The 19,573-nt window shown below is 63.2% G+C and carries 19 protein-coding genes and 1 tRNA gene; 10 read left to right on the top strand and 10 right to left on the bottom strand.

Annotated features, from left to right (window positions below):
• Position 1: 1 nt before the first annotated feature.
• Positions 2 to 1,600, bottom strand: a complete 1,599-nt coding sequence (murJ, locus tag KF712_08855) for a murein biosynthesis integral membrane protein MurJ (GenBank protein ID MBX3741085.1) — start codon at positions 1,598 to 1,600, stop codon at positions 2 to 4.
• 206 nt (positions 1,601 to 1,806) lie between these two features.
• Between murJ and KF712_08850 the strand changes: the two genes are divergently transcribed.
• From KF712_08850 to KF712_08840, 3 genes are read left to right on the top strand one after another with little or no spacing between them, the layout of a single operon-like run.
• Positions 1,807 to 2,268: a GNAT family N-acetyltransferase gene (locus KF712_08850; protein ID MBX3741084.1), complete on the top strand. Its 462-nt coding sequence runs from the start codon at positions 1,807 to 1,809 to the stop codon at positions 2,266 to 2,268.
• Positions 2,269 to 2,276: 8 nt separating this feature from the next.
• Positions 2,277 to 2,603: a hypothetical protein gene (locus KF712_08845; GenBank protein MBX3741083.1), complete on the top strand. Its 327-nt coding sequence runs from the start codon at positions 2,277 to 2,279 to the stop codon at positions 2,601 to 2,603.
• Between the two features lie 36 nt (positions 2,604 to 2,639).
• Complete coding sequence (locus KF712_08840) at positions 2,640 to 3,866, top strand: aspartate kinase (protein MBX3741082.1); 1,227 nt, start codon at positions 2,640 to 2,642, stop codon at positions 3,864 to 3,866.
• Between the two features lie 34 nt (positions 3,867 to 3,900).
• Here KF712_08840 and KF712_08835 read toward each other — a convergent pair whose 3' ends face one another.
• The 4 genes from KF712_08835 to KF712_08820 form a co-directional block, all read right to left on the bottom strand.
• Entirely contained in the window at positions 3,901 to 4,194 is a 294-nt protein-coding gene (locus KF712_08835; protein ID MBX3741081.1) for a hypothetical protein, read from the bottom strand.
• Positions 4,195 to 4,392: 198 nt separating this feature from the next.
• Positions 4,393 to 4,992: a redoxin domain-containing protein gene (locus KF712_08830; protein MBX3741080.1), complete on the bottom strand. Its 600-nt coding sequence runs from the start codon at positions 4,990 to 4,992 to the stop codon at positions 4,393 to 4,395.
• A 91-nt stretch (positions 4,993 to 5,083) separates the two neighbouring features.
• Positions 5,084 to 5,848, bottom strand: coding sequence for a hypothetical protein (locus KF712_08825; GenBank protein ID MBX3741079.1), 765 nt, complete (start codon positions 5,846 to 5,848; stop codon positions 5,084 to 5,086).
• A 119-nt stretch (positions 5,849 to 5,967) separates the two neighbouring features.
• The gene (locus KF712_08820) at positions 5,968 to 6,777 is read right to left on the bottom strand and encodes a DUF1287 domain-containing protein (GenBank protein MBX3741078.1); all 810 of its coding nucleotides are present in this window, start codon (positions 6,775 to 6,777) and stop codon (positions 5,968 to 5,970) included.
• Positions 6,778 to 6,846: 69 nt separating this feature from the next.
• On the opposite strand from KF712_08820, the gene KF712_08815 reads away from it, so the two are divergent.
• The 3 genes from KF712_08815 to KF712_08805 are packed head-to-tail and all read left to right on the top strand — an operon-like array spanning position 6,847 to position 10,387.
• Positions 6,847 to 7,512: a hypothetical protein gene (locus KF712_08815; GenBank protein ID MBX3741077.1), complete on the top strand. Its 666-nt coding sequence runs from the start codon at positions 6,847 to 6,849 to the stop codon at positions 7,510 to 7,512.
• 59 nt (positions 7,513 to 7,571) lie between these two features.
• Positions 7,572 to 8,951, top strand: a complete 1,380-nt coding sequence (locus KF712_08810) for a hypothetical protein (GenBank protein MBX3741076.1) — start codon at positions 7,572 to 7,574, stop codon at positions 8,949 to 8,951.
• On the top strand, positions 8,948 to 10,387 hold the full coding sequence (locus KF712_08805; protein ID MBX3741075.1) for a GTPase/DUF3482 domain-containing protein: 1,440 nt from the start codon (positions 8,948 to 8,950) through the stop codon (positions 10,385 to 10,387). Before KF712_08810 ends, KF712_08805 begins: the two co-directional genes overlap by 4 nt.
• Positions 10,388 to 10,408: 21 nt before the next feature.
• Here KF712_08805 and KF712_08800 read toward each other — a convergent pair whose 3' ends face one another.
• The 3 genes from KF712_08800 to KF712_08790 all read right to left on the bottom strand — a co-directional run bounded on the left by KF712_08800 (position 10,409) and on the right by KF712_08790 (position 13,326).
• Positions 10,409 to 10,774, bottom strand: a complete 366-nt coding sequence (locus tag KF712_08800; GenBank protein MBX3741074.1) for a hypothetical protein — start codon at positions 10,772 to 10,774, stop codon at positions 10,409 to 10,411.
• A 101-nt stretch (positions 10,775 to 10,875) separates the two neighbouring features.
• Complete coding sequence (locus tag KF712_08795; protein ID MBX3741073.1) at positions 10,876 to 11,949, bottom strand: TerC family protein; 1,074 nt, start codon at positions 11,947 to 11,949, stop codon at positions 10,876 to 10,878.
• Between the two features lie 21 nt (positions 11,950 to 11,970).
• Positions 11,971 to 13,326, bottom strand: coding sequence for an HlyC/CorC family transporter (locus KF712_08790; GenBank protein ID MBX3741072.1), 1,356 nt, complete (start codon positions 13,324 to 13,326; stop codon positions 11,971 to 11,973).
• Between the two features lie 158 nt (positions 13,327 to 13,484).
• Here KF712_08790 and KF712_08785 point away from each other — a divergent pair, with 158 nt between their 5' ends.
• Positions 13,485 to 14,948, top strand: coding sequence for an MFS transporter (locus tag KF712_08785; protein ID MBX3741071.1), 1,464 nt, complete (start codon positions 13,485 to 13,487; stop codon positions 14,946 to 14,948).
• 46 nt (positions 14,949 to 14,994) lie between these two features.
• Positions 14,995 to 17,109, top strand: a complete 2,115-nt coding sequence (locus KF712_08780) for a carbon starvation protein A (GenBank protein MBX3741070.1) — start codon at positions 14,995 to 14,997, stop codon at positions 17,107 to 17,109.
• A gap of 83 nt (positions 17,110 to 17,192) precedes the next feature.
• On the opposite strand, the gene KF712_08775 is transcribed toward KF712_08780, so the two are convergent.
• Both KF712_08775 and KF712_08770 read right to left on the bottom strand, forming a co-directional pair.
• Positions 17,193 to 17,888: a hypothetical protein gene (locus tag KF712_08775; GenBank protein ID MBX3741069.1), complete on the bottom strand. Its 696-nt coding sequence runs from the start codon at positions 17,886 to 17,888 to the stop codon at positions 17,193 to 17,195.
• A gap of 15 nt (positions 17,889 to 17,903) precedes the next feature.
• Positions 17,904 to 18,590, bottom strand: a complete 687-nt coding sequence (locus tag KF712_08770) for an SGNH/GDSL hydrolase family protein (protein ID MBX3741068.1) — start codon at positions 18,588 to 18,590, stop codon at positions 17,904 to 17,906.
• Between the two features lie 154 nt (positions 18,591 to 18,744).
• Between KF712_08770 and KF712_08765 the strand changes: the two genes are divergently transcribed.
• Together KF712_08765 and rnc are read left to right on the top strand one after the other, a co-directional pair.
• Positions 18,745 to 18,820: transfer RNA gene (locus KF712_08765), tRNA-His, on the top strand.
• Between the two features lie 65 nt (positions 18,821 to 18,885).
• Complete coding sequence (gene rnc, locus KF712_08760) at positions 18,886 to 19,569, top strand: ribonuclease III (GenBank protein ID MBX3741067.1); 684 nt, start codon at positions 18,886 to 18,888, stop codon at positions 19,567 to 19,569.
• Positions 19,570 to 19,573: the final 4 nt, after the last annotated feature.

The raw sequence follows: 19,573 nt of genomic DNA, 5'->3' as shown, positions 1-19,573 counted from the left end.
TTCACCGCCTGAACCGCCGCAGGACCATGCCCAGCGCCTCGTTCGCCTCGCCCACCCGCAGTACCTTGGTGATGGCGAAGTAGATCGCGGCGGCAACTCCGATGGTCGCCCCCAGCACGACGATGCGGAGGATGAGATGGAAGTGGGTGGGATCGCTGCCGAATACAAATTGGTTCGAAGTCCAGCACACGCCGCCCATGATGGCACCCGCGACGGCGAGCTTGGCGAATGTCTTCAGCAACTCCGGCGTCCCGAGGTCCCCGGAGAACTTCGCCATCGCCAGATACAGGCAGAGGAAATTCACGCCCGCGACGATGCTGGTGGTCATCGCCAGCGACTCGTGCCCCCACTTCAGCACGAATACGAAGAGGTAGTTGAAGCCGAGGTTCAGGCCCAGCGCGGCGAAGCTCATCATCATGGGCAGCCAGCGCTTGTCGATGGCGTAGAAGGCGGGTTGCAGCACCTTCAGCCACGCGTAGAACAGCAGGCCGCAACCGTATGCCTGCAGCGCGGCGGCCGTCTGCACGCGGTCGTTCGCATCGAAGGATCCGCGCTCGAAAAGCACGCTGATGATCGGCCCCGCCAGCAGCGCCAGGCCGATGGTGGAGGGCAGCACCAGGAAAGCGACCAGCCGCAGGCCCTTCGCCAGCGTGGGGCGGAAATCCGCCGAGATCCCACCGATGGCCGCCCGTGACAACGCGGGCAGGGTCACCGTGGCCACCGCCACCCCGAACACGCCGATGGGGAGCTGCATCAGGCGGAAGGCGTAGTTCAGCCAGCTCACCGCGCCCTCGCCGACACCGTAGGCGAACATGGAGTTCACCACCACGTTCACCTGGGTGACGGACGCGGCGATCACCGCCGGCCCCATCAACTTCAGGACCTGGGCGACTCCGGAATCCCGCCAGTTGAAGTCCGCCACGAAGCGGTAGCCCGTCTTCCAAAGGGCGGGAAACTGGCAGGCCAACTGGGCCAGCCCGCCGATCACCACCCCGATGGAAAACCCGATGAGGCTGCGGGGACCCCACTCCGGATCCATCCACCAGCCGATGGACACCCCGCCGATAATGGAGCCGAGATTGAAAAAGCACGAAGCCAGCGCCGGCATGCCGAAGACGTTCTTCGCGTTCAGCATCCCCATCACCAGCGCTGCCAGCGAGAGCACCAGGATGAACGGATACATGATCCGCACCATGGTCACCATCAGCGCGATCTGGGCGGGATCATAGACCCGGTCGGTCGCCCCGGATTTCGAGAGGGCGGTGAGCAGATCCACGATCCACGGCGCGGCCAGGATCCCCAGCAGGGCAACCCCGGCCATGAAGATGGCGGTCAGCGTCACCATCTTGTTGGCGAGCTGCCAGGCGGAGCTGTCACCCTCGCTTTTCAGGCGCTTGGAAAAAGTGGTGACGAACGCCTGGGAAAGCGCGCCCTCCGCAAACAAGTCGCGCAGCAGGTTCGGGATCCGGTAGGCGAGGTTGAAGGCATCCGCCATCCAGCCGCCGCCGAACAGCGCCGCGAAGACCATATCGCGGACCAAACCCAGCACCCGGCTCGCCATCACGGCGGCGCTCACTTTCCAAGTCGCTTTGGCAGACATTTTCCGGAGGCCGTTCTAACCGCGTGCCCGGCGGCTGGCTACCATTTCCACGGGATTCGGTTATCGCGCGCCATGACGCGTGGATGGGGGTGTCCGGGGATTGCGCCAGCTTATGGAGTGCGGCAACCGTCCGGCACCGCTCCATCAGGCTGCCGGAACAACGAACCTTGAGAACCACAGGAATACAGGGTAATTCCATCGGAATCGTGCAGCTCATACCCTCACACACCATCCCCGGGCTGATCCCTGCTGTCGCCGGGTGGCTTTACAACGAATGGGGCCGCCATCTACCGGGCCGTTCGCCCGAAACCGCGGAGCATGCGCTGCGTCAGGAGCCTGATGCCCGGGGACTACCCACGACCCTGATCGCCGTGGAGGACGACGAACCAATGGGCGTCGCCCGTCTGGTAGAATTTGATCTGGATAGCCGACCCGACCTGAGCCCGTGGCTGGCGAGCGTGTTCGTGCCCGAGGGCAAACGGAGCCGGGGAACGGGGACACTTGTCTGCTCGGGGATCGTGGAGATTGCCAGGGAGCGGGGCTTTTCGACGCTCTATCTGTTCACCCCGGACCGTGCCTCGTTTTATGAAAGGCAGGGGTGGTCGGTCATGGGGCATGAGCGGCACCGCGACAAAGAGGTCACGCTCATGAAACTGGAACTCGATTGAAACCCACCATGGTCGCCATTTCCACGCTCCTTGAAGAAATGACCGGCAGTGACCGCGCGGCAGTCATCCGGCAGGTCCGGTGCCACGCCCGCATCGCACTCACCGGGATGTTCTTCGGCGGCGGTGGCACGTTGTTGCTGGTGGGATGGATGCCGTGGGGCAATCTGACGTTTCCCGTGATCGCCGCCCTGCTCCTTGTGGCATGGTTTTCGCGCCGGGCTATGATCCGCCGGGCAACTGAGGCACGTCGGATTCGACCCGGGAATCTGGGAACTGGCCGCTGCGGATGCCCGACCGGAGCCACCCCATTGATCGCTCCACCAATCTTGGCTTGAAACTCCCCGCCGCGCCGCTTTGACTCCCCGCCGCCCATGGCCCTCATCGTCCAGAAATACGGCGGAACCTCCGTCGGTAGCCTTGATCGCATCCGAAATGTCGCCTCGCGCCTGAAACGCACCCGCGACGAGGGCAACCAGGTGGTTGCCGTCGTTTCCGCGATGTCCGGCGTGACCGACGGCCTCATCAAGATGGCGAAGGAACTCTCGGAGAATCCTTCCGAGCGCGAACTGGACGTCCTCGTTTCCACCGGGGAGCAGCAATCCATCGCCCTGGTGACCATGGCATTGCACGATCTCGGCGTGCCTGCGGCCTCCATCACCGGCCGCCAGGCGGGCATCCAGACCACCGGTTCCCACACCCGTGGCCGCATCGCCGACATCAACGGCTCCCTGATGAAGGGCCTGCTCGACGAGGGCAAGACCCTCGTCGTCGCCGGTTTCCAAGGCGTGACCAAGGAAGGCATGATCCACACGCTGGGCCGTGGTGGGTCCGACCTGACCGCCATCGCCGTGGCCGCCGCGCTGAAAGCGGACGTCTGCCAGATCCTCACGGATGTGGATGGCGTCTATACCTGCGACCCGCGGATCGTCAAAAACGCCCGCAAGCTGCCGGAAATTTCCTATGACGAGATGCTGGAAATGGCGTCCTCCGGCTCCAAGGTCATGCAGTCCCGCTCCGTCGAGTTCGCGAAGAAATTCGGCGTCATTTTCGAAGTCCGCTCCTCTCTCAACGATAACCCCGGCACCCTGGTGCTAGAAGAACACGCAAATATGGAAGACGTCGTCATCCGTGGTATCTCCATCGAACGCTCTCAGGCCCGCGTCACCATCGCCGGCATCCCAGATGCCCCCGGCATGTCCGGCAAGATCCTCGGCGCGCTCGCCGAAGCCGAGATCAACCTGGACATGATCGTGTCCAACATCGCCCACGACGGAGCGGCCCGCCACTCGTTCACCATGCATTCCAGCGACCTCGGCAAGGCCCAGGCCGCGCTGAAGCCGGTGCTGGCGGAGCTTTCCCCGGACGCGAAGATCGAGACCGAGGCCGGCATCGCCAAGCTTTCCGCCGTCGGCATCGGCATGCGCTCCCACTCCGGAGTCGCGGCCACCATGTTCAAGGCGCTGGGCGACAAGAACATCAACATCGGCATGATCTCCACCTCGGAAATCAAGATCGCCGTGACGGTGGATGAGATCCACATCGAGGACGCCGCCCGCGCCGTCCACGACGCCTTCGAGCTGGACAAGGCACCCGCCTGATCATCCTGGCGGAAAGAAGACTGCGCTGCTGCGGCTACTGCGGCAGGGCAAGCGGCTCCACCGGGATGGGGATGGTGTCATCCACGGGGATGGCGGGCGATTGATCGACCGGGAGGGAATCCGCGGACGGCGGCGCTGCCTGCGGCTCCGCGGTCTTCTGCTGCGGGGTTTTGCCCCTCGCATCCTTCTTCGCGGCCTCCTCCTCTTCCTTCTGCTTGCGGAGTTTCCGCTTTTCCAAGGCATCCGAGGTGTTCTTGGCGACTTTCTTCCCGCCGACGTAGGTTCCCTCCACCACGGCCCCGGCCACCCGGAATGGCATCTTGATCAAGCCGCAGGAAGGCAGCAGGCAACAAACCGCCAGAAACAAAGCTCTCCATGCGTGTCTCCGGTGCCAGCCGTTCATGGACGGAAAACTGACGGCTTCTCCGCTGGAATCCAAGCGGAACCGCATGGGGGGAATCCAAAACGAAGAAACCCCTCCACCCGGAGGGTGGAAGGGCATCCGGAACAAAGCGGGAACCGGAAATCAGTATTTCACACCGCAGCCGTATGGCTTGTTGTTGGCGTTCTCGACCGGCTTGCCGGCGAGCACATTGTCGAGCGCGTTGGCGAAGGTCTTGTCGGCCTTGGCGACATCGGACTGCTCGGTGGTGTGGAGGGAGTCGATCTCACCGCGGTAGGCGAGCTTGCCTTCCTTGTCGATGATCATCATGTGCGGGGTGACTTCCGCGCCGTAGCTCTTGCCGAGCTTGCCATCGCCATCAACGAGGATCGCGGTGGCCTTGCTGCCCTGGTCCTTGGCGGCTTCGGCGAGCTTGGAGCCTTCAACGAAAACGTCCGCCTTGTCCTTGTTGGCGGAGCTGACGGTCAGCCAGACCACTTCCTTGGCGGTGTAGGTTTCCTGCAGTTTCTGCATGTTGCCGCTGCCGTAGTGCTTTTTCACGAACGGGCAGCCGAAGTTCACCCACTCGAGGACGATGGTTTTTCCCTTATGGTCAGCGAGGGAGACTTCCTTGCCAGCGGTGTCCTGGACGGAGAACTCAGGCGCTGCTTTTCCGACCTCTTTGGCGGTCACGGAGGCGAGCGCGAAGGCTCCGGCGAGGGTGGCGTATGCGAGTAGTTTCATGGGGTTATGATTTAGGTTTGGCGTTTAAAATGCCCCGTAACCGAGGCGAGGTTGGGACGTTTGTCCAATGGTTTTTATTCCATAAAAGTGATCATTTTGCCTTCCAAGCCACTTCCAGGGGAGATTCGCCCTTCTTCACCAGGACCAAAACCAGTTCCTTGAGCGGCCCGTCGGCATAGGTGTTTTTCCCCGCTTTGGCAGTCCATTTGGCGGCGTCCTTCCGGAATTCGACGGCTTTGTAATGATCCAAGGCCATCTCGGTCGCGGGAAAAACCTCCCAGCCCGCGGCATCGAATCCCTCCGGCGTCTCCAGGGTGAGGCCGACGGCGTCCGCCGTTTCGGAAACTTCCAGCTTCAGGCCTTCCAGTGGTTTTGGGACCAGGGCACGCGCCTTGTCGATGGCAGCGGCATGTTCCGCGGATCCAGCGGCAGGTGAAAGCTTCAGTTCCGCCTTGCCCGGGATGCAGGAAGCGTCATTGCAGGTGAGCCACGACACCTTCGCGCCGAGCTGGACGGAGCCGGAGGCTCCCGCAGGCGGAGTGAGCGTCACGGGGAAGATCACCTCCCTCTCGTATCCATAGCCCGGCAGCTCACCGGTGAGGAATTTTTTCGGGGCCGGATACCCCACCTCGCCCGCGGTCCATCCCTCGGGGAGATCCCAGGCCACTTTCAGCTTCATGCCGGACTCCCCCGGGTTGGTCCAATAGCTGTGCCAACCCTCCTCGATCACCATGCGGATGCCGGTCTGGATGGGTTTCCCACCTTCGATGGTGGTCGCAGCAGTGATCCACTCCGCGGTGGCGTGGCCGGATTTCACGGGAGCGGCATGGGAAAGCGCCGCGAGAAACGGGAACATGAGCAGGGAACGGGCGGTCATCGACCACTACCATGCGCGGCTGCGGCCTGTTCGCAAGCGAAGTCCGCCGGGGATTTCCCCGCGTCTTCCAGGAAAAACCCGTCTTCCAGGAAAAACCATCAGAAGCTTTCGATTTCCGGAGCGTCCGCGTCCTTTTGCGGGAGGGCTGACGCGGTGTCACGGCTCTTCGGGGAGTAGCGGAAATGACCGGTGATGGTGGAGTCGAACAGGCCGCTCTCCCACTTCACGCCAGCGCCGTTGTTATGGACAACCCATGGATCATTCGCCTTGCCGGTAGGGTTCGGGACGACGATGCCAATGTGGGTCTTGCCGTTGGCAAGGGACCAGACGACGATGTCACCGGGACGGTAATCCGCCGGATTCCGGGTGTTCTCCAGCTTTTCGCCATGGCGGCTGAAGAAGCGGTGGAGGTTCGCGGCCCGGCGGTGGTCGATGTTCGGGTCCGGGGCGGTCGCTGCGAAAAGCGGCGGATAGTCCTGGAAGTTGGCGGTCATGTCCTGGTTGACCAGCGCCTGCAGGTCCACTCCCAGGCGGCGGTAGCAGCGGACGATCACGTCCTCCGCCTTGCCCTTGTTGGCCGGCACGTCACCGCCGGGGAAATCGATCTTGTAGTAGGAAGCATCGAAGGAAACGGACTCCCGGGAATGCGAGATGGCCACTTCGGCGAGACGGTCGCCCGGCGAGGAGGATTCACTCAGGCGCGCGATGACGGAGTTCGTGTCTTCCTGGGTGGTCCCGTTCTGCGCCGCCTGGAGGGACTGGACGAGAGGCTTGCCGAACCAGAAGGCGATGCCGCCCGCGATCACCAGAATGACCCAGCCGCCGAAAATGTTCGGCCGTTTGGGCTTCTGCGGACGGGGACCGATGTACTCGATGGTATTGTAAAAACCTGATCCTTTGCGGGCCATGATCGATGCTTCTGGGGGTCGGGGACGCAGTAGCATTTACGGGACCGGATGACCATGATTTTCCAAGATGTGCGAGATTTTTTTAAGACCCCCGGTCTGGACACGGCGGGCGCGGCAGGACAGACACGGAATGTGACCGTTTTCGAAAGCAAAACCCCTCTCGCTTGGGGCTCCCTCGATGTCCCGCTGCTGGGTCTGACAAAGGATTGGCATGGAGTTCCGTTGGAGGATCCGGCGGGGTTCTCCCTGGCCATGGACGGACGGCGGCTGTGGTTCATCGCCACGCACCGGAAGCCGGCCTCTCTCCACTCCCAGTCGCGCCCCGGAAAGTTCATGCCCGGTCTCTGGCAGCACGATGTGGCGGAGCTGTTCCTGGCGACGCCGGCTGGGGACCGCTACTTCGAGTTCAACCTCTCCCCCAACGCCGCCTGGTGGAGCTGCGAGTTCAAGGGGCCGAGAATCCGGGAGGAAGAGGCTGACATCGTCATGCCGGAGGTCGCCGCGTTCTCCGAACTGGCTCCCGACGGGGGATGGGTGGCCGCGCTTTCCATCCCGCTGGACCTGCTCCGCGCCCGGATCGACTTCGGGCCGCAATCCGTTGGCAATGTGACTTTCATCCTCGGCCATCCGGAACCCCGGTATATGAGCGTGGCGGACCTGGGGGGCGGGGAGCCGGATTTCCACCAACCGTCCCTTTTCCGTAAGCTCCAGTTCGCGCCGGTGCCTCCACGCTGATTGGCAGGAGGCTCAAAGATCGCTTGGCTTGGCCGCGAAAAACAGTAATTTCATCTCCCTTGGCAGCCCGCTTCCACATCGAGGAACTCATCTCACAGGATTCGTCCGGCGTGATTTTCCGCGCCAAGGACCTGGAGGCTGGCACCGATGTGACCGTCCGCCGCTTTTTTCCGCGCGGGATGGGTGAAGGAGGCTTGCAGGAAGAGGAGCGGACCGCCTTCGACATCGCGGTGCAGCGGTTCACCTGCGCCATCCACCCGGCCCTGCGGGGTGTCATCGCAGGCGGCTGTGATCCGGTGGACGGCGTGCCGTTCATCGTCAGCGAATGGGTGGAAGGCACCCCCATCTCACAGCAACTCGCCGGCGGTCCGCTGCAGACCCGCCGCGCCATCGACATCCTCATGGGCGCCCTGGAGGTTTCAGAGGTGATTTCCGAGTTGCTCGCGGAGCAGGCGGTGTGGGTGGAAACGGATCCCGCGTCCATCATCGAAGCCCCGGATGACGCAAAGCGCGGGACCACCTTCGGCATCTCCCCGTTCAAATGGCTGGGGTCCGATGAGGAACGCCGCAGCCTGAAGCCCCTCATCCAGCTCACCGAGGACCTGATGGGGTGGAAGAACAAGCTGGTGAACGACCAGACGGGCAACGGCCTCGCCCTGTGGCTGAAATGGCTGAAACAGCATGCCTTCCAGGCCACCCTCGCGGAGACGCGTGAGAATCTGGCGGCCGCGACGGGCGCTCCGCCACCACCTCCCACTTCCCGCCTCGTCCGGCAATCGACCCGTCCGATGGTGCCGCGCGCCGCCACCGTCCAGGTGCAGATGGTCCCGATCCAAAAAGCAAAGGCTTCCAAGACCCCGGCAATCCTGGGCGTGACCGGCCTCCTCATCGCCCTGGGCATCGGCGGATGGATCGCGAAAACCGGCGAAGTCCCATTCAAGAAGTTCTTCCAGGCCCGCGCCGCGGCAGCCCAGCCACCCGTCCGCAAATCCGCGCTCGACTACGCCCCGCCGTTGCCGTCGCAGTACGACGAAGAGGAAGAGAAAGAAGCTCCTGCCGCAGCGGCGGCGGAACCGGCTCCCACATCCACCCCACCCGCGGCAGATTCATCTTCCGGAACCGTGTATCAGGTGAAGGATTCCGACGAGGTGCTGAAAAAGCTCAACCAGAACGTGACCTTGGAGGGCAAGCTGACAGGCGTGTCCCGCAATCCGGACAAGACGCAGATTTTCCTCCAGTTCGAGATGACCGAGCGCAACGATGCCTGCGGCTTCGTCATGTCAAGGGATGCCACCGGCCCGCTGGATTTTGATGAACTTACGAAACTGGTGGGCAAAACGATCCGCATCCGCGGCAAGGTCGGCGTGGGAGCGGGCAAATTCGGCAAACGCCCGAAGATCCAGATTTTCGGGAGGGAATCCATCACGGTGGTGCCATGAACGGCCTGGTGACCTCTGACGTCCCCGCGTTCGCGGTGGTCGGGCGGGTGAACATGGGCAAGTCCGCCGTGATCGCCACGTTGCTGGAAATCGATGACCAGGACGTGGTCCGGGTGAGCGCAACCCCGGGTGAAACGACGCGTTGCCAGCCCCACCGGGTGATCTTCGGAGGCCGGGAGTGCATCCGTTTCATCGACACCCCGGGCTTCTCCCGGCCGGTGGAGGCGCTGCGGGTCATCCGTTCCCTGCATGGGGAGGGCACGCCGAACCTGGAAACGCTGCGCCGCTTCGTGGCGGAGGCGGGCGAGGATTTCGGGGACGAGAAGCGCCTGCTGGAGCCGCTGCTGGAAGGCGCGGGCGTTCTCTATGTGGTCGATCCGGCGAAGCCGCTGCGGGATGACTTCCTGGCGGAAATGGAGATCCTGCGCTGGACCGGCCGGCCGCGGCTGGCGCTGCTGAACCGGCGTGCCGATGCCACCGGACCAGATGAGGAAGCCTGGCGGACCAGCCTGGGCGGGACCTTCAATCTCGTCCGCAGCTTCGACGCCCACCAAGCCCGCTACGAGGAACGGCTGAGGCTTCTCAAGTCCCTGCTGGAGATCGAGGAACGCCACCGGGGGAAACTGGAGGAGACCATCCGCCTGGTGGAGGATGAGTGGGAGCGGAGGCGGGAGGAATCCGCGGAGATCATCATCGGCTTCTTCGAGGAAGCACTCTCCCTGCGGGTGGAGGCGACGCTGGAGGAGAGGGACCTGACCCTGCCATCCCGGCGGGAACGGAAGGCGGAGCTGCTGGGAAAGCAGTACTTCGAAAAGCTGTCCGCGCTCGAGAAGGACTGCTTCGCCGCGCTGCTGAAGATCCACCGCCATCACCTGCTGAAGGCGGACACGAACATCGATGCCTTCCATGGCATCGACCTGGAAAGCGATGAAACATGGACGAAGTGGGGCCTGAAGCGCGGCCAACTGGCGCTCGTCTCCGCCCTGACCGGCGCGGCGGGAGGTCTGGCGGTGGATGCCGCGACGGGCGGACTGACCCATGGTGCGGGAACCGTCCTCGGCGGACTGCTGGGAGGGGCCGCCGCGTGGTTCAAGGGCGGCAGCCTGCCGGACCTGCGGATCGATCTGACCGGCGGCATCAAGCTGGGTGCCGGGGAAGGCAAGACTCTCTCGATGGGTCCGCCGAAGAACCCGAATTTCCCCTGGGTGCTGTTGGACGGCATCCTCAGCCGCTACCGGCAGATGCTCGCCCGTGCGCATGGGCGCCGGGATGTGGAAGTGCTGGAAGGCACCGGGGAGGGCTTCACACGGCATTTCCCGCGCGAGCGCCGGGATGTCCTGGCGAAGTGGTTCAACTCCTGCCTGAAAGGCTCTCCGAACCGCGCGCTGGAGCCGGAGGTATTCCAAGCGCTGGTCGCCGCGCTCGAGGAGGTCTGAAAGGGAGTCACCCCATGACCATCACTCCGCGGGCAGCCAGCGCTCCTCGGTCCTTTTGCTGACCTTCGGGCTTCCCTGCCTTTTTCCGTCCACTTCCACCCAGCGAGAGGTTTCGATGGTCAAACGCGCCTTGATCTCACGTTTTCCGAAGCTGCTGGTGCGGGAATCGACACGGCTGATTTCCACCACCTTCTCGTCCGTGCTGTAGCCCTTGCCATTCGGCCAGCGGAAGCCCTTCGGCTGGAACGCCTTCGTGCGGCTTCCGAAGCCCTCCGCATAGCGGTCCAGCACCGCCTGATCACCGGCCTCCGAGCTGGAAGCGGAGGTCAGGCAACCGACGGAACCCAGGCACAAGGCCGCCACCACAATGAGAGAGAAAGGACGCATGGCTCATGTGTTAGATGAGCCGGGACGTCCGGTCAATCTCCCCCGCGAGCGCATGAAAAACGGACCACGCTGGCGTGGAGAAAACGGGGCAACCACCCGGATCAAGCGCCTTTCTTTTCATCGTCCTCCGCACCCACAACGAGCGAGGTGACCACACCCGCCACCAGGAGGGCGAGGATGACGCCAAGCACCACGAAGTTGAAGGACTCCCCGAGCCAGGCCTTGAGGTACTTGGCGGTGAGCATCTTCACACCGACCACCAGCAGGATGAGGGAGAGGGCGGGCTTGAGGTAGCGGAACTTCGCGATCATCCCCGCCAGGGCGAAGTAGAGCGAACGCAGGCCGAGGATGGCGAAGACGTTGCTGGTGAAGACCAGGAAGGGATCCGCCGTGATGGCGAAGATGGCGGGGATGGAGTCCACCGCGAAGATGACGTCCGTGAACTCCACCAGGATGAGCGCCACCGCGAGCGGGGTGAGCAGCCATTTTCCGGCGGGAGCCGCCTGCACGACGGGATCCGGAACGACCACCGCACCGGGGGTCTCCGGCTCCTGGGAGGTGGGTGCGCCCGCCTTCACGAGGAAGTGCTGGCCGTGGAAATCCCGGGTGATGGGGAAGCGTTTCTTGAGGAAGCGGACCAGCGCGTTGTTCTCCGGGTGCTCCTCCTTCTCCTTCATGAAGAGCATCTTCAGTCCGGTGATGATCAGGAACACACCGAAGACATACAGGATCCAGTGGAAATTCTGCACGAGGGCCGCGCCGATGCCGATCATGGCGCCGCGCATCACCAGCGCGCCGAGGATACCCCAGAACAACACCCGGTGCTGGTACTGGGCGGGGACCGCCAGCGAGCCGAAAACCATGGCGATGACGAAGATGTTGTCCACGCTGAGGGACTTCTCCACCACATACCCGGTGAGGTACTTGGTGGCGGCCAACCGGCCGTTGTTCACCACCCCGTCCACCGCGTCGCGGGTGTTCCCCAGATCGAACCAATGGTTCTCATAGGCGAAATACACCGCCACGGAGAACGCGAGGCCGAGGGTGATCCACACCGCGGACCAACTGAGGGCTTCCTTCATCCCCACCACGTGGGACTTGCGATGGAACACGCCGAGGTCCAGCGCGAGCATGAGTAACACGAAACCGAGGAAGATCAACCAGGCCCAAATCATTGCGGAACGCTGCCCTCAGGTTCAGTTCCCCGCCACTGTAATCTCTTCCACATTTTCCACTTCCTCCTCCTTCACCGCGTCCGGATCGACACTGGCGATCACCTTGTCGACGCGGATGCCGTCCATGTCCACGATCTCGAAGATCCAGCCGCTGTCGCGGATGATGTCGCCTTCGACGGGGACCCGCGCCAGCTTCGCGCCGAAGAATCCGGCGACGGTCTGGTATTCGTCCCCGGCCTCCACCGGATGGGTGAAACCGGCGAGGTGGCGGCCGAGTTTCTCGATCTCGAAAAGCCCGTCGATGAGCCAGCTTCCGTCGGTCCGTTGCTGGATCGACAACGTCCGCCTCTCCTCCACCGATGGCACGTCACCGACGATGGACTCCATCAGGTCGATGAGGGTCACCATGCCGATGACACCGCCGAACTCATCCACCACGAAGGCGACGTGGTCCCCGGTGGCGCGGAAGGTTTCCAGCGTGGCGCTGGCTTTCTGCACTTCCGGAACCAAGAGCGGCGGGCGCATGAGGTGGCGAAAGGAAATGGGCACCCCGGCGGCAAGCTGGGCGTAGCAATCCTTGATCGAAATCACCCCCACCAGGTTGTCCCGGTCCTTCTGATAGACGGGGAAAAAGCTCTGGGAACTGCGGACGATGACCGGCCAGGTGTCCTCATGTTTGGACTCCACATCGATCCAGACCACCTTCGGACGCGGGATCATGAGGTCATAGACGTCCAGTTTCTCGAATGCCAGCACGCCCTCCATCATGGTGGACTCGCCCTGCTCGATGGTGCCAGCGATGACGCCCTCGCGGATCAGCACGCGGAACTCATCTTTGGACATTCCCTCGGCGGTTGCCGACCCCAGACCCAACAATCTGAGAATGAAAGTCGTGGAGCCGGAAAGGAAATACACGAAAATCGCGGTGATCCTCGATATGAACGCCATCGGCCTGGCCATGACGCTGGCGATGGACTCCGGATACTGCATGGCCAGCCGCTTCGGCACCAGTTCCCCGATGACGAGTGAAAAATAGGTCAGGGCGCCGATGACAATGATGAAAGCCGTGTTGTCCGCGAACTGGCCGAGCCAGGGGATGCCCTCCATGCTGACCGCGAGCTTGTCCGCGATGCGGGCACCCCCGAATATGCTGGCGAGGATGCCGATCAGGGTGATGCCGATCTGGACGGTGGAAAGGAAGCGCTCCGGGGTATCCGCCAGCTCCAGCGCCTTCGCCGCGCCCTTGTTCCCGCCTTCCGCCATGGCCTGGAGTTTTCCCCGGCGGGAGGAAACGATCGCGATTTCCGTCATGGCGAACACGCCGTTTGCGAGGAGGAGGACGAAGATCAGGACGATCTCAAACAGGACTGAGCTCATTGAAGACGTCGATTGTCGGCCCGGAACGGGTTCATTTCAATTTGAATTTTTCCTTGGTTTTACACCCCCGCCCGAAAGCTACCACCCCGAATGGGCGTTCTTTCGGACTTGCCGGAACCTCTCCGGCACTCTGGAGTCCTGAAACGAAGCCCCGAACGATGTCACAGCCCTACCCTTCCCATCCCTCCGTACCCACCGGCAAAAGCTGGTGGGGCAAGCTCGGCCCCTATCAGCGTCTCGTGTTCGTCGTAGCCACCCTGGCGTGGCTTTTCGACTGCCTTGACCAACAGCTTTTCAACCTGGCGCGCAGCCCCGCGATGACCTCGCTGCTGGGCCAGAACCAAACCATCGAGCTGGGATTCATCACCACCACGGCGGGAACGCTCGCCACCTCCATCTTCATCCTCGGCTGGGCCACGGGCGGGATGATCTTCGGTTCGCTCGGTGACCGGTTCGGCAGGGCCAAGATGCTCTCCACCTGCGTGTTGCTCTACTCGATCGCGACGGGACTTTCGGCGCTTTCGGTCCATTTCATCGACTTCTGCATCTACCGTTTCATCACCGGTCTGGGTGTCGGCGGGGTGTTCGGTCTGGCCGTGGCTCTGGTCGCGGATACCGTTCCCGGTGAAGTCCGTCCGCGGGCGCTCGGAGTGCTCCAGTCCTTCTCAGCGGTGGGTAACGTGAGCGCGGGCCTCATCGGCCTCACCATCGCCCTCACCCACTTCGGTGACAGCCCGACCTATTGGAAATGGCTGTTCGTGATCGGCGCGCTGCCCGCCTTCCTGGTCGCCGTGATCCAGATGCGGATGAAAGAGCCGCCGGCATGGCTGGAGGCCCGCGAGCGGGCAACCGCGCAGGGCAAAAAGGCCGGTTCCTACAAGGACCTCTTCGGCCACCCGACCTGGCGCAAGCATGCGCTGCTGGGCATGACCCTCTCCTGTGCCGGTGTCGTCGGCCTGTGGGGCATCGGGGTTTTCTCGAGCGATCTGGTCGGTGACATCATCACCAACAGCCTCCGCGAAGCCGGAGCCGGAGCACAGGAAATCAGCAAGGGCAAGCAGACCTGGATGTCCATCAACCTGCTGGTGTTCAACGTCGGCGCGTTCGCCGGGATGCTCGCCTTCACCCGCGCCACGGAAGCCTGGGGGCGGAAAAAAGCCTTCGCCATCTCATTCATCGGCTCCCTGCTGGTGACGGTCTTCGTCTTCCAGAAGCTGGGAACCATCAACGGCCGCTGGGACATCCTGTGGATGACCCCCCTGATGGGTTTCTTCCACCTCACGGTGTTCGCCGGATTCTCCATCTATCTTCCGGAGCTGTTCCCGACCCGCCTGCGCGCGACGGGTGTTTCCTTCTGCTACAACGTGGGCCGCTATCTGGCCGCGCTCGGTCCGCTGCTGCTGGGCACGATGATCGCCACCTTCGCCAAAACCGCGGAAGCGGAAGCGGTGAAAGCCGCCGGTGCCTCCGCATCGGACTCCGCGCTCGCCGCGCTGAAGGCCGCCGCGAAGATCGATGCCTTCCGCGACGCCGCCTCCTGGATGTGCGTGATCTTCCTGCTCGGCGTGGTCGTCCTGCCGTTCCTCCCGGAAACGAAAGGCCAGCCGCTGCCTGAGGACTGATATTTCCGCATTGCGCCGCCTTGGAATCCCACTAAAAACCGCTCCCATGCCCAAATTCGTCAAGATCCTGATCTGGATCGCCGTGTCCCTGCTAGGCGTCGCCGCCGTGGCGATCGCCGCCTTCCAGACCGGAGAGAAAGTCAACGCCCTCTGGCTCGTCGTGGCCGGTGCCTGCGCGTTCGCCGTCAGTTACCGCTTCTACAGTGCCTGGCTGATGGCCAAGGTGCTGGTGCTCGATGACCGCCGCGCCCCCCCTGCCGTGACCAAGGCGGACGGCAAGGACTACGTGCCCACGAACAAGTGGGTCGTGTTCGGCCACCACTTCGCCGCCATCGCCGGTCCTGGCCCGCTTGTCGGCCCGGTGCTGGCCGCCCAGTTCGGCTACCTGCCCGGCACGCTCTGGATCCTCATCGGCGCCACGCTGGGTGGCGGCGTGCATGACGCGGTGATCCTCTTTTCCTCCATGCGCCGCGAGGGCAAGTCGCTCGGCCAGATGCTCAAGGAGGAAGTGAACCCCGTGGTGGGCGTCGTCGCCCTCTTCAGCCTGCTGGCGATCATGACGATCATCCTCGCCGTGCTCGGCCTGGTGGTGGTCAAGGCGCTCTCCCACAGCCCGTGGGGCCTGTTCACCATCGCGATGACCATCCCGCTGGCGATGATCATGGGCCTGGCCATCCGCGGCGGTGTCAGCGTGAAGTCCGTCACCATCGCCGGTGTCATCGGCCTGCTGGTCTGCGTGTGGGCCGGGGGCCTGATCAAGCCGGGAACGGCCCTCTACCAAAGCCTCACCTGGTCCTCCACGGATCTGGCCTGGGCCATCATGATCTACGGCTTCTTCGCCTCCGTGCTGCCGGTCTGGCTGCTGCTCGCGCCGCGTGACTACCTCAGCACCTTCATGAAGCTGGGGACCGTTGCCATCCTCGGGATCTTCGTCGTCATCATCGCGCCGAAGCTGCAGATGCCCGCCGTGACGCAGTTCGTGGACGGCAGCGGCTGGGTGGTGCCCGGTCCGGTCTTCCCCTTCGTCTGCATCACCATCGCCTGCGGTGCCATCTCCGGCTTCCACTCGGTGATTTCCTCCGGCACGACGCCGAAGCTGCTGGAAAGGGAAAAGCACATCCGGCTGGTGGGCTACGGCTCCATGGTCACGGAGATGCTCGTCGCGCTGATGGCCATCATCGCCGCCTGCTCCCTGCAGCCGGGTGAATACTTCGCCATCAACACGCCGGTCGCCCTCAGCGACGCGCCGATCTCCGCTCCGGAAAACCAGGCCGCCCTGCAGGGGGCCGTGGACCGGGTGAACTCAGTGAAGAATCCTGACGGCACCGCCGCATTCCCCATCACGATGGAGCGGATGAACACGATGGCGGCCGACATGGAGGAACCCACGCTCATCGGCAAGACAGGTGGCGCGCCCACCTTCGCCGTCGGCATGGCGGTGATGTTCGACTCCGTCTTCAAGAAGTTCGGCCTCGGCCACGGCCTGCTGGGCCTCTGGTATCACTTTGCCATCATGTTCGAGGCGCTGTTCATCCTCACCACGCTGGATGCCGGCACCCGGGTGGGCCGCTTCATCATGCAGGACCTGCTGGGCGGCTTCTACAAGCCGCTGGGCAACACGAAGTCCTGGGGCGCCAACGTCCTCACCAGCGGCCTGCTGGTCGCGGCCTGGGGTTACTTCCTCTACCAGGGAGCCATCGACCCGAACGGCATCGCGAAGAGCCTGTGGCCGCTGTTCGGCATCGCCAACCAGCTTCTGGCGGTCATCGCCTTCTCGCTGGGGACCACGGTCATCATCAAGATGGGCCGCGCGAAGTACGCATGGTGCACGGGAGTGCCGCTGGCCTTCCTGGTCTGCGTGACCTTCACCGCCGGCTACATGAAGATCTTCTCCGCGAAGGCGGCCGGATTCCTGCCTGAAGTGGGCAAGCAGAAGGCCATCCTGGAGAATGCCGCCAACCTCACCGCCGCACAGATCAAGACGGCGGAGACGGCGCTGTTCAACGCCCGCATGGACATCGGCATCACGGCCCTGTTCATGGTGCTGGTCGCGGTCATCGTCATCGGCTGCGCCCGCGAGTGGATCAAGATCATCAACGGCACCAAGAAGCCGGTCCTCCACGAAGGCCCCTACGTCGCGCTCGACGGCGAGAAGGCCTGATCCGGATCCCGGTCCCAATCACAAAAAAAAGGCGCGGTGCGAACCGCGCCTTTTTCATTTGATAGGGAGAGAAGTTCCGCCGGTCACTTCTCCAGCGCCGCCTTCAGCGCCGGGAAGGTGACTTTCACCGATGCCTCCTTCGTCGGGTGGACGCCGTCCTTGACGTAGGTCTTGAACAGCTCCTCGTCCTCCTCGCGGATCTTCAGCCAGTTCTTGTGGTGATCGACCAGCAACAGCCCGCGCTCCGCGGCGACTTTCCGGTAGACCTCGTAGTAGGACGGCAGTTCCGGACGAATGGATCCGGAGCGGTTGCCGTTCGGCGCGTCCCACGCCGGATTCATCGTCTGTAGGACGATCTCCGTGCCCGGCAGCGCCTTCTTGATCCGGTCGATCATCTCTCCGAGGTTCTTACCGCACTGCTCCTGCGAAACGGCGGCTGGCTTACCCTCATGCTTGCCCGCGTCGTTCACCGCGAACTCGATGATCACCGTGTCCGGCTTGTTCGCGATCACGGCCTCGTCGAGCTTCTGCAGCCCGACGATCGAGTTTTTCCCGGACTGCCCGCTGTTGATGAAGGTGACCTTCGCATCCGGATTCACCGTCACCAGCCAGGCCTCCAGGGCCTTGGTCCATTCGCCGCCCCTTGTGAGGCTGGTGCCATAGACGACGACGGTCTGGGCTTTTCCGGCCTTGAGATTGTCAACGAGCTGCGAGGCGGGGCAAAGGCCCGACATGGCAAGCAGGAGGGCTCCGGCGGATATCAGGAATCTGGGTTTCATGGGACGTCCGGTGGATTATTTTTCCAGCATCTTCTTCACTTCAGGAAAGGTGACTTTCACCGAGGCCTCCGCCGTCGGGTGGATGCCGTCCATGACGTAGGTCCGGAACAGGTCCTCGTTCTCCGCGCGGATCTGTTCCCAGTTCCTGTGGTGGTCGATGAGCAGCAGGCCGTGCTTGGCGGCGACTTTCCGGTAGCTCTCATAGCAAGCCGCCAGGTCGGGGCGCTTGGAGGCGGAGCCGTTGCCTTTCGGGGAATCCCAGGCCGGGTTCATGGTCTGGATGATGATCTCCGCATCCGGCAGCGCCTTGCGGATCCTTTTGATCATGGTTTCGAGGTTCTCCCCGCTCTGCTTTGCGGACACCCGCTTCTGTTCCTCGGGATAAAGGAAGGCGTCGTTCACGGCGAACTCGATGAACACGGTGTCCGGCTTTTTCGCGATGACCACGTCATCCAGCTTTGCCAAGCCAACGAGCGAGTTCTGGCCGGACTGGCCGCCGTTGATGATGTTGACCTTCGCGTCCGGATTGATGGAGGAGAGCCACTCCTTGGTGGAGGCCACCCACTTTCCACCCGCCGTGAGGCTAGTGCCATATACGACGACGGTCTGGTCCTTTCCGGCCTTCAGGTTATCGACCAGCTTCGAGGCGAAGGCCGGAGTGGCGGTAAAAAGACAGAGAAGGAGACAGAGCCGGAGTTTCATGAGATCCAAGTGGATGCCACCTGCTCCCGCCGCCGTCGAGAGGGATTTGGAGGACGCCGCCGGAACTTCACCGGGGGAAATCCATGAACCTCATATTTTTCACTTTGCAAACCGGGGATCATCCCTTAGTCCTCCCGTCCGCCTGAAACAAATGGTGGTCGTAGCTCAGTTGGTAGAGCCCCGGATTGTGATTCCGGTTGTCGCGGGTTCGAGTCCCGTCGATCACCCCATCTTTCTTATCGGGGACCCGTAGTGGTCCCGGACAAGGGGGAAGGAACCCCCTGGATACTGAACGATGCAGCCTCTAGAGAGCAGGATTCAATACAAATTCCGCAATTCACTTCTGCTGGCGGAAGCGCTTACCCATCCCAGTCTGGCCTACGAGTCACAGAGGCCCCATTTCGACAACCAGCGGCTGGAATTCCTGGGTGATGCCGTCCTCCAACTGATCGTCACGGAGGAACTCTACCGGATGTTCCCTGACTTCACCGAAGGGAAGCTCACCAAACTGCGCTCCCGCGTGGTCTCACGCCGCGCGCTCGCCCGTTTCGCAATGGCGATCCACCTGGGCGACTACGTGCTGCTGGGGAAAGGCGAGGAAGCGACCGGCGGCCGCCGCCGTCTCTCGACGCTGGCGGATGCCTTTGAGTCGCTGATCGGCGCGGTCTATCTGGATGCCGGCCCCGGCCCGGCGACGAAGCTGGTGCTGCGGCTTTTCGAAAGCGAGATCGGCGCGATGGCGTCCAGCCCGGAGGAGCGCAATCCGAAAGGGGAACTGCAGGAATGCCTGCAGGCCCTCCATCCGCAGGCCCCCTCCTACCGCATCATCGGCGAGACGGGGCCCGACCACCGCCGGGTGTTCCAGGCGGAGGTTTCCTGGCGGGACAAGATCCTCGCGACCGGCAAGGGCAAGAGCAAAAAGGAAGCGGAGGCCCGCGCCGCCGCCGAGGCACTGCGCTCCCGCATGTGGGAGGAATGAACGG

The sequence above is a fragment of the Akkermansiaceae bacterium genome, assembly GCA_019634595.1.
In the GTDB taxonomy this organism is placed as follows: domain Bacteria; phylum Verrucomicrobiota; class Verrucomicrobiia; order Verrucomicrobiales; family Akkermansiaceae; genus Luteolibacter.
This window is presented reverse-complemented; position numbering and strand designations above follow the sequence as displayed.